The 14,311-nt window shown below is 56.9% G+C and carries 10 protein-coding genes; 1 reads left to right on the forward strand and 9 read right to left on the reverse strand.

Annotated elements, in window-relative coordinates:
* Positions 1-298: 298 nt before the first annotated feature.
* The 9 genes from BGIM_RS0138290 to BGIM_RS0138330 form a co-directional block, all read right to left on the reverse strand.
* Positions 299-4,573 (reverse strand): beta strand repeat-containing protein, encoded by a 4,275-nt coding sequence (locus BGIM_RS0138290; RefSeq protein ID WP_157369741.1) that lies wholly within the window; start codon positions 4,571-4,573, stop codon positions 299-301.
* 422 nt (positions 4,574-4,995) lie between these two features.
* A complete protein-coding gene (locus tag BGIM_RS0138300; protein ID WP_157369742.1) occupies positions 4,996-6,069 on the reverse strand; it encodes a DNA topoisomerase IB in 1,074 nt (357 codons plus the stop codon).
* Positions 6,070-6,124: 55 nt separating this feature from the next.
* Positions 6,125-6,649, reverse strand: coding sequence for a hypothetical protein (locus tag BGIM_RS0138305; protein WP_157369743.1), 525 nt, complete (start codon positions 6,647-6,649; stop codon positions 6,125-6,127).
* A gap of 126 nt (positions 6,650-6,775) precedes the next feature.
* Positions 6,776-7,693 (reverse strand): DUF1559 family PulG-like putative transporter, encoded by a 918-nt coding sequence (locus BGIM_RS60705; RefSeq protein ID WP_084760373.1) that lies wholly within the window; start codon positions 7,691-7,693, stop codon positions 6,776-6,778.
* Positions 7,694-7,927: 234 nt separating this feature from the next.
* Positions 7,928-8,371, reverse strand: a complete 444-nt coding sequence (locus BGIM_RS63980; RefSeq protein ID WP_157369744.1) for a hypothetical protein — start codon at positions 8,369-8,371, stop codon at positions 7,928-7,930.
* 49 nt (positions 8,372-8,420) lie between these two features.
* Positions 8,421-9,548, reverse strand: coding sequence for a hypothetical protein (locus BGIM_RS0138315; RefSeq protein ID WP_020474906.1), 1,128 nt, complete (start codon positions 9,546-9,548; stop codon positions 8,421-8,423).
* A 21-nt stretch (positions 9,549-9,569) separates the two neighbouring features.
* Positions 9,570-10,763 carry an Ig-like domain-containing protein gene (locus BGIM_RS0138320; RefSeq protein ID WP_084760375.1) on the reverse strand — a complete coding sequence of 398 codons (1,194 nt, stop codon included), beginning with the start codon at positions 10,761-10,763 and terminating at the stop codon, positions 9,570-9,572.
* A gap of 545 nt (positions 10,764-11,308) precedes the next feature.
* Positions 11,309-11,758 carry a hypothetical protein gene (locus tag BGIM_RS0138325; RefSeq protein ID WP_020474908.1) on the reverse strand — a complete coding sequence of 150 codons (450 nt, stop codon included), beginning with the start codon at positions 11,756-11,758 and terminating at the stop codon, positions 11,309-11,311.
* Between the two features lie 5 nt (positions 11,759-11,763).
* Complete coding sequence (locus BGIM_RS0138330; protein WP_020474909.1) at positions 11,764-12,165, reverse strand: PilZ domain-containing protein; 402 nt, start codon at positions 12,163-12,165, stop codon at positions 11,764-11,766.
* 776 nt (positions 12,166-12,941) lie between these two features.
* Here BGIM_RS0138330 and BGIM_RS0138340 point away from each other — a divergent pair.
* Entirely contained in the window at positions 12,942-14,303 is a 1,362-nt protein-coding gene (locus tag BGIM_RS0138340) for a BBP7 family outer membrane beta-barrel protein (protein ID WP_020474911.1), read from the forward strand.
* The last annotated feature ends 8 nt before the right edge of the window (positions 14,304-14,311 follow it).

Below are 14,311 nucleotides of genomic sequence, written 5' to 3' on the forward strand. Positions count from 1 at the left end.
ACCAAAACCCTTTTGCTCTCTCTTGTGGTTTTCAAGGTTGGTTTTGGTATTGGCGAGCCGAGCAGCGTGAGCTGCCGAGTGGCTTCCGGCAGGGAAGTCGCTTCAGCCACGGGTTTAAGTCCGGCTGAGTAAAGGGGAGGCGGCTCGACTGCCGGGAGCCACCCGGCAGCTTACGCTGCTCGGCTCGCCAATACCAAAACCAACCTTGAAAATCCAACAATCTCAACTTCAAAACATTCGGGACAGATATCTCCAATTCACCACGCTAATAGACAAAGTTTCTGAAACATTATCCGCGTTACAAACCCCGGCGTCTCGGGTTGGGTTGTCCCGAGAGGGTGTAAGTGATTGTCTTCACGGCTCCCAGCGAGTCGGTCACCCGGAGATTGATGGTGATGACGGGCAGCAAGGTTGTCGGGGTGCCGCTGAAGACGAATGTCGATCCCGAGACGGTCAGCTTCATCCCCGTCGGCAGCGGATGCGACAGGGACACCACGGACAGCGTTTTCACTCCGGTGCCTCCGGTGACGCTAATCACCCGGCTGTAGGCCGTCCCGACGGTGTAAATCGGCAACGGGCCGGCCGCCAGTGAGAACGTCAGCGCGGCGTTGATGGTGATGGTGAAAGTCTTCGTCACCTGTGCCCCGGCGGAATCCGTGATGGTGATGCTGCCGTTGAATGTTCCGGCGGCGGTGGGCGTGCCGGTGAACGAGACGGTGTTGCCCGTGAGGGTGGCCGTCAGTCCGGCCGGCAGCCCTGTCCGGTTCGTGATCGTGTGAGCCGGGGTGCCGCCGGAGAGGGTCATCGTTCCGGTGAACCCGGCCAGCCCTTGTGTCCAGGCGGTCGTGGTCAGGTTCGTGAGGGCCGGGGCGGCGTTGATGGTGATCGTAAACGTCTTCGTCACGACCGCGCCGTTGCCGTCGGTCAGCGTGACGCTTCCGTTGAAGGGGCCCGAAGCCGTCGGCGTGCCGCTGAAGACGACCGCGTTGCCCGCGCCGTTGACCACGGCGGTCAACCCGGCGGGCAGCCCGCTCTGGCCGGTGATCGTGTAGGCCGGGGTGCCGCCGCTGATCGCCAGCGAACCGGTGAAGCCCGGTCGGTTGATCGTCCACGCGGTCGGGGTGATGTCGGCGATGGTCGGGGCCTGGGCCACGGTGAGTGAGACGGTTGCCTCTTCGCTGTCCAAGTAACCGTTGTTTGTCTTGAACTTGAACGAGTCCGGGCCGAAATAGCCTGCCGTCGGAGTGTAGGTGACGTTCGCGCCCGTGCCCGAGAGGGTGCCGTGCGCGGGCTGTTGGGTGATGGAATAAGTCAGCGGCAACGCCGGGGAGTTCGTGTCGGCGCCGGTCAGTGTGACCGGGAAACTGGAGCCGTTCTGGCCCACCGTGATTGATTGCGCATTGGCCGTCGGGGCGGTGGCGGCCGTCAGCGTGACGCTGGTCGCCGTGTAGTTCACCCGCAGCGTTTGGCCGTTCAGGGTGATCGTGCTGTTGTTCGCGTAGCCGTTGAAGGTTCCGGTTCGGTTCGCTGTCGTGAAGATGGTGAAAATCTCGCCCGTGTTCGGAACATAGCCGCCCGCAAGCACAAGGTCCGCCCCCGCGAGATTGGCGGTGGTGGCCGTGACATCCACGTCACTGTAATTATTCGCCGAGGCGATCGTCAGCCCGAGTTCGCCGGTCAGGGCAAACGTTCCGTCGGCGACGATCGTCGCGTCGCCAAGACCGACGTTGAGCCGGCCGGCGAGCGAGATGTTCTGGCCGGACGAAAGGCTCACCGTCTCGCCGCTGATCAAAACGCCGGACGCTTGATTGATCGACCCGATTGTGCTCGTCAGCGAGACGGAATCAAGGGACCCGCCCGCGGTCGTTTGGATCGGCGCGTCCACGGCGATGCCGTCGTTGGCGACGACGGTGACCGGCGAGTTGGCGACGTCGGACGTGATGCCCGAGATCGCGCCGACCGTGCCGATCGTCAGCGTTGCGCCCGAGTTGTTCTTGAACTTGATCGCTCCGGCCGCGTCAGTGTTCGCGGCCAGGGTCAGGACGTTGTTGGTCAACACGTCGAGCGTGACGTTCGTCTCCGCTTGCAAGCCCAGCGAATCCGCTTCGATCGTCCCCGCCAAGCCTTGAGAAATCTTCCCGTTCGCGGACGTCAGCCGCACGGTGTCGAGCCGGCCGCCGCCGACCTTCTGGATCGCATTCCTGACAGAGACGTCGCCCGTGTTCGAGATGTCGACGGTCGAAGCGGCGTTGGCCGACGTGATGCCCGAGGCCGAGGCGAAGTTCGCCCCCGCGTTGCTGATTCTTAGGTCGCCGGTGTCGTTCTTGAACTTGATCGCCCCCAACCCGTCGGCGCGCATCGCGATGGCGTTGACGTTGTTCGTCGCGACGTCAAGGGTCAGGTTCGTCTCGGACACGGCGAGGAGGAAATCGGTTTCGATCTTGCCCGGGGAGGTCTGTGAAACCGCGCCGTCAACCGACGACAGCGACACGAAGGAGAGACGGCCGCCGCCGACAAGTTGAATCGGCTGGGCGACGACCAAATCGTCGGCGTTGTCGATCTCGAACGACGCGGATGCACTGGTCGAAGCGATGCCTGAGATCGCTCCGACGGCGCCGATCGTGAGCGTGCCGCCCGAGTCGTTCTTGAAGTAAGAACTGCCGCCGCCGGCCCTCATCGCCAGCGTGGAGACGCTGTTCGTGACGATCGTTCCCGTGCCGTTGATTGTTCCCGTGGCCGTCACGGCGAGGGCGGGCGCTGTGATTTTGCCGTTCGCGGCCTGGCTCACATTATTGCCGCTTTGCAAATCGGCGCGATTGCCGGCCGTCGAGACGGTGATCCCGCTCGCCCCGATGCCCCGCCCGCCGACATCCACCGCATCGATCAGCAAATCGCCGGAGGCGCGGACCAGGAAGTCGCCGGCGGAAGCCGAACCGGCGAGTGTCTGAATGTTGTTGCCCGTGTTGGTGAGAGTCACCCCTCCGGCGACGGCCGACAACTTCGACGCGCCGATTGACCCGCCGGTGGCTTCCAAGATGTTGTTGCCGGCCTTCAGCGCCACGGTGCCGCCGGATTTGAGAACAAGCCCGTTGCCAAAATTGGTCGGCACGTCACTAAAAGTGATGTTGCCCGTGGTGGAGATCCGCAGGGTGTTGACCGTCGTTTCATCGAGTGCGTTCAAATCGGTTTGCGAGAAATCCATCCCGCCCGCCACGGTCCCCGATTTAAAGGAAACGTCTTGCGTCGTCGCGATCTCCACTTCCGGCGCCGAAACCAACTGCGGGATGCTCGAGATGAAGGTCAGCGAATCGGTTTCAAATCGCAGCACGCCGCTGGCCGAATTCGCGCTGAGGGTGTTGGCGATGACGACCGACGGAGCCTTCAAGGCAACCACCTTCGACACGGTGTCGCCCAGCGAGACCCCGGTGAGAACGCCGATGTTGCCGGACGCCTGAACGGTCAGGTTGGTCGCGTTAATGGCGTTGAGTTCGGCATCGGTCAGACTGGCGCCGCCGAGCGTGATGCTGGTGTTGGCCCCGGCCGTTTGCAGGACGACATTGTCCGCCGTGAGCGGGTTGGCGGCATCAAGATTAAATGCGTCGGCCGCGAGGGTCGCGGTCTTCCCCGTCCCACCGGCCGTGACGGCTTTGCCGACCGTGATCGTCTGCCCCGCGGACGTCGTCAGGGTGACGCTCCCGTTGGTGGTTGTCACGCCGGAGACGTTCCCGGCGACGTAGCCGGAGCTCACGGTCCCAACGGTCAGGTCGAGCGCGGAGTTGACGGCAAAATTGCCCGGCGGATTTTCCCCGGAGGCAACGAGCAACCCGTACGCAAACACCTTGCCGGCGACCTGTGAGATCTGGTTGGCGGCGGTCAGAGCGACGCCCCCACCGGCCTCGGCGTACAGCGAGTCGGCGGTGATCACGCCCGCGGCCGTCTGGGTGACGGTGTACTTATTGGTCTGGATGATACCCGACACCAGCGAAACGGTCTGCCCCGGAGCGACGATCGGGGCGCGGACGATGACGTTCGCGGAGAGCGGGTGGAGGTTCACGGTCCCGGTCGAGTTGATCTGCTGGTCCAGATCGATGGCGTTGCCGAGCCCCTGCGAGGACAGCGTCAGCCCGTTGACGCTCAGCGGCCCGGTGGTGACGTCTACGGCTGAACCGAAAGCGGTGATCGACTCATCGGCGAAGCCGGTGCTTCCCACGATATTGACGCTGTCGAAAACAACGTTGGATACCTGGCCTGTGTTGACGAAGATTTCGCTGAAATCGGACATGTCAAGAGTCGCGGTCGAGACGCCGCCGACCGCCGCGTTCCCGTTGATCGTGCGATCCGGGCTGGTCAGCGTCAACACACCTCCCGAAGCGGACATCGTGAGGGAACCATTGTCATTGGTGTCGATAACGAGCGTGCTTCCCATGTCAGTGGTGGTGATCGCCGGCACCGTTCGATCTTCCAGCGACTCCACTCGCAGCGACATTGGCCTGTTCCGCCCGGCCGAGCCGCGAGGCCGCCCCGCCAGCGAGGACTTCACGGACTGGAACCAACGGTGAACAGGCTGAGGCATGGGCGATTTTTCCTGACAGGGATTTGGGGGCTGTTTGAAATCAGGTTTGTGAAACAAACCAAGACGATTCCAAGATTACGCGGTTCAACATAACACGGAAAATAACGAAAACGATAATTGTGGAATTTGTGGGGATAATCCCCACACAACGGTTGTGTGATCTTAAAATCTGACAGGTTTTGGGTGTTGGAAGCCGGCGCCGCGTTCACGAAGGCGGCCAATTTGAAAATCAGCTCCAAAGCATAATCAACGAGCCTTGTGTGAAATCATCAAGAGCCCCACTGCGTGAGCGGTGGGGGTGGCTTCCCGTGTGTGACGGCCACCCCCACCGCTTACGCAGTGGGGCTCTTGAAATCATTTGCAAATCTTGCTGTCTGATTTTTTGCAACAGACCAATCAAATTCCAACAAAGAATCCAACCATCACTTGGTTCGCATTCGCTTCCGCAAAAACGCCAGCACTAATACTTCTTCGTCGGTCAAATCATCAAATTCTTGCCGGAAGGTTTCGCTGATTTTTTGTTCGATCAGGCCGGTGAAGTCGTTGTCGAGATAGGCGTTCAGCACCTCCGGGTGGACGTAGCTTTTGCGGCAGACGGCGGGGGTGTTGCCGAGTTGGGAGGCGACGTGTTCGATGGCCCGGACGACGTTTTTCTTGGCTTGGGCCTGGCTGTCGAACTTCTCGAACTCATTCAGGGCGACGGCCGCCAGCACCGTGCCGGCCCAAGTGCGGAAATCCTTGGCGGTGAAATCCTCCTCGCTGATTTCCTTCAAATAGGCGTTCACATCGGCCGAGTCGACGGAGTGTTGTTCACCCGCTTCATCAAGGTATTTGAACAACTCCTGTCCGGGCAGGTCGGCGCACTTTCGCACAACGGCCGCCACCCGGCGGTCGGTCAGGGAGAGGTTCCACTTCTTGCCCGATTTGCCGGTGAATTGAAAGCTGATCTTGCCGCCCGTCACGTCCACATGCCGGCGGCGCAGGGTGGTGAGGCCGTACGACTGGTTGTCGCGGGCATATTCCGCGTTGCCGACGCGGATGAGCGTTTTTTCCAAAAGGGCGACGATGGCCGCCAGCGCCTTCTCCCTCGGCAACCCCGCGCGGCCCAAATCCTCGCGGACTCGCTTGCGTATCGCCGGGAGCGCGGCCCCGAAGCGGAGGATGTGCCCGAATTTGTTCGCGTCCCGCTCCTCGCGCCAGCGGGGATGATAGCGATACTGCTTGCGGCCCCGGTCGTCGAAGCCGGTGGCTTGAATGTGGCCGCTGGCCTGCGGGCAGATCCATACCCGCTCGTAGGCAGGGGGAATCCCAATCGACTTGATGCGTTCGAGTTCTTGCTTGTCCGTGATCCGGCGCCCGCCGACATCGAGATAGGAGAACGACTTCCCCCGTCTCTTGCGAGTGTATCCCGGCTTGGCATCCGTGACATACCGCAGGCCGGGGGGACAATCAACATTCGCGGGAGCGCCCATCATCATCCGCCGGAGAGAATTCATGCGTAATGATGGGAGAAGCAAACGTGGCGCCGACAGATAGCCAAAGCATCGGCGATCACCGTTCCAATTCGGTCAGCCCGCCCTTGGTCCTTTTCAAGGGCGGCACATAACGGAAGTAAACTTCAAGCGACAACAGCGACATCGCGGTGCAGCCGAGCCGGCCGTATTGGTCGCCGATGTCTCCGGCGTCCGTGGTCCATGATCCCCTGAAGAGGCTTCCGACGTTGTTCTGTTCCAAGTCCTCTTTGAATTGGGTGGTGATTAACCGGGTTCGCATGGCGTTGCCCCATGTCTTCCATTCCGGGCCGTCCTGGAGATGGAGAAATTGCGACTCAAAGTAATGGCGTTGATGGAGGACCGGGTTCTTGTCCGTAAGAGAGTTGAGGGCCATCGCCTCGGCCGCTTTTCGCAGGGCCGGTTCCCGAAGCGGCGTTCCCGTGAGATATCGGACCATCGGGGCGGCGGATGTCAGATCGGCGGAGGGTTCGTTCTTCGCCAGGCCGTATGTCCGGCCTTCGTCCCAAGTGTGCGAGTTCAGATAGTTCGTGGCTCCGCGAAACACCTCCTTGGAAGAAATCATGAACCCGGCGTTTGGCGCGGCCCGCTCTTTACATTTAAAGCTGGCGGCCTTTTTCGTCAAATCCAAATAATCAGCAGGGCCGACGGGATCGAGCGAACGCTGCGACGACACAGGTCATACGGATGATTAATCAGAAAATGACACTGGTTCCGCCCCTGCTCTCGTGGAGGCAATTAAAAGCATCAAGTCCGCGGCATAAGAGACATGTCTGACCGAGCCGTCACAAAACAGAAATGTCGCACCACCCTCATGAAGTGACCAGAAATGAAAAGCGTCGCACTGATTGTCGATTTTCCCTGGCATGTATTTGTATGGGCCGCTGGAACAGCCGAGGCCGTTTGAGCCGCTATTGTATGTGCGGGTTCCTAAAAGCATGTCTCCTTCGCCTGTCCTATCCTGTCCCCATCCTGCGTACCACCAGCCAAGTATCAGATCCGCGCTTGGCGGCCTTTCACCGACCATGATAGTTGACGATGTTCCATCGGTGATATCTTTGATGCTTGTCTGTGAGTCAATGTATAGCACTCCGTCCTTGAGCGAGGAATTAAGTCCGATGACACCCAAATAGGAAGTGAATGCCCGCTCAAACCGTTCTTCAGCAACAATCTGTGAATGCCGGATTCTTGCATCAGAAGGACAAACAAAGACAGGAACAACCAGCTTTTGGCCGACATGAGGGGGGATGTGTTGAAAATCAGGATCAGCTTGAAAAGCATCCTTTGCTTGATTCCACAACATGCTTTGATCCAAAAAAGGCAAAAGAAACACGCACCAACTGGCAAATGGCATCCGATGATTATTCAAGTTACTGGCAACTCCCGGGGGGAAAAAGCCATTGGTGATATGGCTGTCATGAAATGCAAGCCCAATTTGGCGGAGATTATTATGGCATTTGCTGCGATCTGACAGGCCGCGAATCCTATGGACCGCAGACAGGGATAGTCCGGTGATTGTTGTGATTATTGCAATCGAAACCAGTAGCTCGACAAGAGTGAATCCAGAAGATAAACCCATGCGATACGGAGCATTAACATGGTGCTTCATGATTGAGACCTTAAGTTGCGCATGTTGATTGGCGCCAAAATGTCAGGGCCAAGAAAAAGCGGGTCGAAATGCGTCAGAAAATCAAGGATTAATAATGATTCGACAGTCTGGCAGGTCTCAGGGTGACTTGATTGCCTCATGGGTTGACAACGAAAAATTGCATGAAAAAAACGGGTGATTTCAGGATCTGTGTCTGGAATCACCCGATAGCTTGGCTCAAACAGTCAAAACGACTTATTCGGCAGAACACTCTGCTTGTTGCTCTTGAACCGGGGTGCCATCATAGGTGTTATTGTTTTTTACTGCCTCGTAACCAATTATCCAAATATCGCATAACTTGGCGCAAGCATCGCCATCATCATTCAATAGCGGAACTCTGTCAATCATATACGGCTGATTGTCGGAGTCAGTGACCGGCAGGCAAGCAACACCCGGAGATTTGGATTTGCACCGATAGCCTGTGGGGCCGCCAAAGCATGCGGTGCAGGAGTTTGGAAAAAAACGGAAACAGATGTTGGTTGTGTTTCCAACTATAAAAGGGCCGGGAATGTCACGACACTTCGTGTCACAACCATCTTTGGGGCCTCCGGGGGCCGAGCAGGCTTGGTCTTCAACCAAGCCGACGGCTGTGATAGTCAGAACGCTAACGGCAACCATTTTGGCAATTGCTAATCGCATACAATCAGACTCCTGTGACAGGGTTTTAAAAGGCAATTCTTATGTTGACTTAACGCGCCGGACGGAGCCATTTGACAAAAACGATCCTAAGCAAAATAGCAAGGCAACATAGGGAGATTGATATCAATAGCAAAGGATGGCGATCAATCCATTTGGATGCGGGCGGGGCCGACGGAGCTTGTAAAAGTCTGATTGCATCGGAGATTCGCGAGCTTTTCACCGGTTCTTCGCCGTTGTCATCCCGAATTATCTTGATCGTTTTGCGTTCGCCGTCAAGCTCGGTAAGAACTGTCTGCGGCGGAGGTGTCGTATCAAACTTTCCAGCGGCGATTGGTCCGCCAATATCCACAGAATCGACATTGCCTTCAACAACGGAAATCAAAGGGACCGACCATCCGGAAGTGGTTGTGGTCCATCTTTTTGGAATCCATAATCCGGACGGATGCTTCGCATATTCCACATCCTCTTGGATGCCGGAAAAAGGCGCTGATTTTCCCGCATGGACAATTGATTTTTTAATTATCAAATAGTTTTTGTTGATGTCGAGCCATAGTGTCGAGGATGATCCGGCTTTTGTGACCGGACGCCGAAGTTCAATGCATTCGGATCCATGCAATCTCATCTTTGCCCCGGTAATTTCGTATTGTCCAAGGCTTATGTTCGAGAACCCGGCTTCCAAAGGTCTGGCCCAGTGCATGACGGGAAGAATGCCTTCGATTTTGATGTTTGCGGCCGTTTGCAAGTTTTGACGCACCGCCGAGTGGATTGTCTTGCCCGACAGATTCTGATCGCTGTATGATAAACCTTTCGCTCCGTCAAAAATATGCACACGCAGCACGGGCTTCCAAGACTCGTCTGTTGTGTTAAAGGTGTCAGAATTCCAATCCAAGCGAGACTTCGCCCCGTCAGCCCAAAGTGAAAATGTTTCGCTTGCGACATGATTTGCATCAGGCAGAACGCCTCCGTTTTTTGCCTTGATGCCCAGTGTCTCGGTGATGCTTCCCTTGAATGATGTTCGCTTTGCACTCCATTCCAGATGCAAGATGCCGAGTCTCGCCGAGTAATCAGCCCAAGATTTTTCAATCTGGTCGATGGTGATGCCTTGCTGGGCATGGCAGGCGCCTTCAAATGCGGAGAGCAAGACAGCAGACAGAAGCAATATTCTAATGTAAAACATAAATTCACGGCACCCCGATTATTAATGGATGTTAATTGTCAAAGGCAAAATAGTCTTGATTGTGTCACACTCAACCGTGACTTGCAAATCGAATGATCCGGCCTCCGGGGAAGTGCCCGCCTCCGGCTCGACAACAAGACAGCCGCTGACAGGATCAACCGAGGATGTCATCTTCCATTTTTCTGGCGCACGACTCACATCTGTGATTTTCGCATTGTTTCCTCTCATGGAAAAGGCGGATATGATTTCACGAACTGGCTTGCTCTTGTTTTTGGATTCAATCGCAATTCGTGTCTGGGAAAGCCGCACATCGCTTGCGATTGTAATTTTGCAAGGTATCTCAACAGCGGGAAGCGGCGAGCCTTCTGTTGTCTTTGAATGCAATTTGACAACAAAGTTATGACTGCCTTTTGGCAGTTTTTCATGCCAGAGCAAATCAACATTGCACACGCCGGATCCGTCGCCAGCCATGCGAACCTTTGCTTCAACATATGAACTGTCGCAGGAGGCATTCACGCTGCCAACCGGAACAAAAAACTTGGCCGCAAAATCTGATTTTGGCAGCGGCTGGGAGAGTTCCGAGTGATAGCCGAAATTCTTGTCTCCTTGAGTCTCGCAAATCTTTCTTACCTTGCCGGAGAAAGTCCATTCGTGTTTGTCGCAAACCAAATCCCGCGGTTCAAATATGGGAGAGATCGCGTACGAAACCGGCGATATTTCTTCCTCTTGTAAATGCGGCGATTTGGCCGCAATCACAAGCTTTATGGCGACCGTCTCGCCGGGGGCAATAATTAATTTGTCAGGCAGGACACTTTGGCAGTCGCAGGATGTCGTCCATCCGCTCACCCTGACTTGTTCGGCGGATATGTTTTCAACATGCAAAATGCGGCTAATATTCTGACCTTGCCAGACTTCGCCCAATTCTAATTCTTGATCATTGATTTTTAACAACACGGGGCGAGCTTCCGTCTGGATTGTGTCATGCTGCTGCGGTAGCATCGCAGTACTTCTTCGTGAGGCATAAAAAACAACCACGGAACATGTGGCCGCCGCGACCATTGCAAAGACGGCGATCAATAATTTAAATTTCATGATAATTTTATCAATATTTTGGGCGTCATAAAACAAATGAATGACAAAGGCCGTGATTTTGACCCGACATGCGGGCGTCATCAATAAAACCATTACGCCTGACAGGCAAATTTCAAATGGCATTTTCCTCAAAAAACTATTTGTGTCAATAATCGATTTTTACCTGTCATACCTCGTCGAAATTTTGACGTTTAAGATTTTGAGAGTGTTCGGAAGGAACGGCGAATGCCCATGAAAACAAGGGGTTTTGTCTCGCCGTTTCCGAACACTTTAAATTACATGAATTGCTTATTGCTTTGGAGTCACTTTAAATCCATAAGCTGTGGGCACGCGAATCCTTCATTTTCGTGAAGGTTATGGTTAAAATTATCAACGTTTTAGTGCGTTGATTTTTAAAGCATTTGTAATTGAAATCATCCAGATTAACGAGTCTGGCGCGCTTACGAAATTGATTAGATGTATTTGGGCGGCCTGACGTTCTATCCAGTTGTATGCGAATGTCACCCGCATGTCAATCTTTTTTGCATCCTCTCGAAGGTGATTTTTGCATTTTTTGCAGGGAGATATCTTTCATGTCTGAGTCGCAGCCAGGCCAGAAAACAGATTGCCAAACATTCTTTTTGATGTGATTTTTGATTGGTGATCTAATCATTAATATGTCAACGGGCTTATTGGGGAGATGCGGGATCGCCCGGCGTTTCGCTTGAGTCCTTGTACAACTCCGACCACCATGTCCGGTCCCAGTCGTCGGCAATTGTCAATTCGCCTTCGCAGGCCAGCAATGTTTCACGAGCCTCGGCGCGTCGGCCAGTGTCGAGAAGCAATTGAGCCAGCGAGATTCGGATGGAATACGTGGGCAATTCATTGGCCAACGAAAGGCGTGCCGCGTGGCGGTAGAGTTCCTCCCGCTCGACGGGATCGTCAATAAAGTCGGCTGCCGTTTCGGCAAGAATCGGATGGTCGCCGTGGCGTTCTCGAAGGTTGTTCAGGGCTTCAAGGGCATTCGGCAACAGCGAGGCGCGCAGGTTGTCGTCGCCCGCGAATGTCGCGTTCAACATCACGCGGGTCGCCTCGACGACACTGTTCCATTCATCGTCGGTGAACGGAAAGGACTCCATGCCGCTTATCCCTTCTTCGGCAGTTTCCATTCCCGCCGGGATTCTTTCACATCGTCGTGCCGGGCGGGAAGGGGCTGGGAAAGGAACGGCGTCATTTCGTTTTCTTGAAGCGGTAGGGCGAAACGGGCGCCGAGGAAGAAATCGCCGGTGAGCAGCGGGCGAACGTGGACCACCCTCATGGCGCGGGTCAGTTCCGGGCCGCCGTGCTGGGTGCAGAGGGTGCCGACGACTTCCTCGCCGGGGGCGGGGGGGTTGGCCATCAACATGCTCACCCCGGTTTCGGACACGTCCCACACCAGCCCCACCGTCCGGGGATCGGAGGAGATTTCGCAGATCGTGTCGTAAGCGGGTTGATATCGGCGGGAGACCCGTCTTTCGGCGACGGCGGGAAGAGTGGCAACAGACATGTTAGCCTCGGGGTTGCTCATCACAGGGGGCGGCTTGTGCCGGTTGTGTTGAGTTTAACACGCGGGCAATTCCGTTCGCAAGAACTGTCTGACAAGGATTTCGCCCGGCCCGGCCGGGTCGGCCCGGACAGGCGAAAGTTTAGATCCGCAACATTGCGGATCATGTCGGTGGTCCTTTTCTTTTCTTTTTAGTGTGTCCAATGTGTCCAGTTTTTGGGCGTCATCGGCGAGGGGGTCAAAGCTGTTTTGATGATGAAAATGCCGGGAATTTACGGGGATTTGACTCGACCGGAGAGGTTTTTCAAGCCGCCGGCCGGGGAGATTTCGCCGGGACGGGATTTGGTCACGTTGGGTTGCTGGAATCGGGAAAGGGTTGGGAAGGGGTTTGAAACGGGTTGGGAAGGGGTTGGGAACCGCCGTTTCTGAACAGTCGGCCGCTTGCGGTCTATTTCCGGTTGTGCGAAGCTCACGCGAAGGGATTTGGCGTGCAACGAGTGGCAAAGACGCAAGGCCGGCACACGATTTGGGCGGCAAGCGCTCCAAAAAAATGATCCGGCGGAAATGAAGAAATTCCCTCTTTCCGCCGGATCGCTGATGATTGGGCGGGTCGTTGCGATTGTGACGGCCCGTCTTCCGCGTTGGCGCGATTCAACCCATCCAATCCTTCCCGGCCGTCCGGCGTTTTCTCCGATAAGAGCGGTCTCTGGCATGATGCCCCGCTGTCGGGAAATCCGCAAGAAGACGCCCCGCGCCCGCTTCCAAGGAAGGACCTGTCCATGCGCAAACGAGTCGTTGCCTCAGCCGTGCTGGCTCTCTCATCCATGCACCTCTCGGCGCAATCCCCGAAACCGCCGGCGACGCTGCCGACGGAGGCCGGGCTGACGTTCGCCGCCGACGCGGCTCCCAAGGCCGATGTGCTTCCCAAAGCCGATCCGGCGAAGGCTGACGCGCTTCCCAAAGCCGCGCCGGCGGTCACCAGCGAGACGCCGGGCGCGGTGAAAACGGATTGCGCGCCGGAGGGGCCGCCCCTCATTTTGGCGGCGACGAGTTGCTTTGACGAACCCGCCATGTGGGGCGGGATGGACTATATGATCTGGTACGTCAAGGGGACGCAACTGCCGCCGCTCGTGACGATCGGGAATCCGGCCGTGGGCTTCCCGGCGATCAACTCGGCCGGGGCGCTCGGCCAGCCCGGCACGCACGTTTTGTACGGCGGCGACCGTCAGGATTTCAACTCGCTCTCCGGCGTCCGGCTCACGCTGGGCGGCTGGCTTGACAAAGAGCACACGTTCGGCCTCGAAGCCTCGGGCTTCCTGATGGAACATCAAACCACCACTTTCCGGGCCACGTCGGACAAGGCCGGCAATCCGGCGCTCTACTTCCCGGCCTTCAACGTCTCGGCCGGCGCGGAACGGGCCTTGTTGATCTCCGACCCGCTGCGGGGCTTCGCCGGCGATGTCTCCGTCAAATCCGGAATTCGCATGTTCGGCACGGAGGCGAACAGCCTTTACAACATCTATCGAAGCGACAACCTGGACCTGACGCTCCTCGCCGGCTTCCGCTATGTCGACCTGACCGAAGACACGGCGATCCACAACAAGACGGACGATTTGCTTTTCAACAACTCCACCGTCTTCGACGAACGCTTCGCCACCCGCAACCAGTTCTACGGCGGCCAGCTCGGCGGCCGGATGAACTGGACTTGGGAGCATTTCTCGCTGACCGCCACCGGCAAGCTGGCGATGGGCGTGACGCATGAATCAGTGAACATTCAGGGGCAAACGACGCAAACCGGGCCGGGCGCCTTCCTGCCGCCGGGGCCGCTCCTCGGGGGGTTCTACACGCAGCGATCCAACATCGGCCGCCAGACCGACAACGACTTCGGCGTGATTCCCTCGGTGGATTTGAAACTCGGTTACTGGGTGACGCCCCGCCTCCAGGCCTCGATCGGTTATAGCTTCCTCTACTGGAACCGCGTCGTCCGGCCGGGGGACCAGATTGACCGCAACATCAACCTGACCCAAAGCACCGCCTTCGGGGCCGGCACCCTGATCGGACAATCCGCCCCCTCCCCGCTGTTCAACCGCTCCGACTTCTACGCCCAAGCCATCAGCTTCGGATTGGAATACCACTTCTGATTGTGAAG

This window comes from Zavarzinella formosa DSM 19928 (genome assembly GCF_000255705.1).
Classification (GTDB): domain Bacteria; phylum Planctomycetota; class Planctomycetia; order Gemmatales; family Gemmataceae; genus Zavarzinella; species Zavarzinella formosa.

Coding starts and splice junctions, on each gene's coding strand:
- BGIM_RS0138290 (WP_157369741.1), bottom strand. CDS start 4,573: ATGCCTCAGCCTGTTCACCGTTGGTTCCAGTCCGTGAAGTCCTCGCTG.
- BGIM_RS0138300 (WP_157369742.1), bottom strand. CDS start 6,069: ATGAATTCTCTCCGGCGGATGATGATGGGCGCTCCCGCGAATGTTGAT.
- BGIM_RS0138305 (WP_157369743.1), bottom strand. CDS start 6,649: ATGATTTCTTCCAAGGAGGTGTTTCGCGGAGCCACGAACTATCTGAAC.
- BGIM_RS60705 (WP_084760373.1), bottom strand. CDS start 7,693: ATGAAGCACCATGTTAATGCTCCGTATCGCATGGGTTTATCTTCTGGA.
- BGIM_RS63980 (WP_157369744.1), bottom strand. CDS start 8,371: ATGCGATTAGCAATTGCCAAAATGGTTGCCGTTAGCGTTCTGACTATC.
- BGIM_RS0138315 (WP_020474906.1), bottom strand. CDS start 9,548: ATGTTTTACATTAGAATATTGCTTCTGTCTGCTGTCTTGCTCTCCGCA.
- BGIM_RS0138320 (WP_084760375.1), bottom strand. CDS start 10,763: ATGCCATTTGAAATTTGCCTGTCAGGCGTAATGGTTTTATTGATGACG.
- BGIM_RS0138325 (WP_020474908.1), bottom strand. CDS start 11,758: ATGGAGTCCTTTCCGTTCACCGACGATGAATGGAACAGTGTCGTCGAG.
- BGIM_RS0138330 (WP_020474909.1), bottom strand. CDS start 12,165: ATGTCTGTTGCCACTCTTCCCGCCGTCGCCGAAAGACGGGTCTCCCGC.
- BGIM_RS0138340 (WP_020474911.1), top strand. CDS start 12,942: ATGCGCAAACGAGTCGTTGCCTCAGCCGTGCTGGCTCTCTCATCCATG.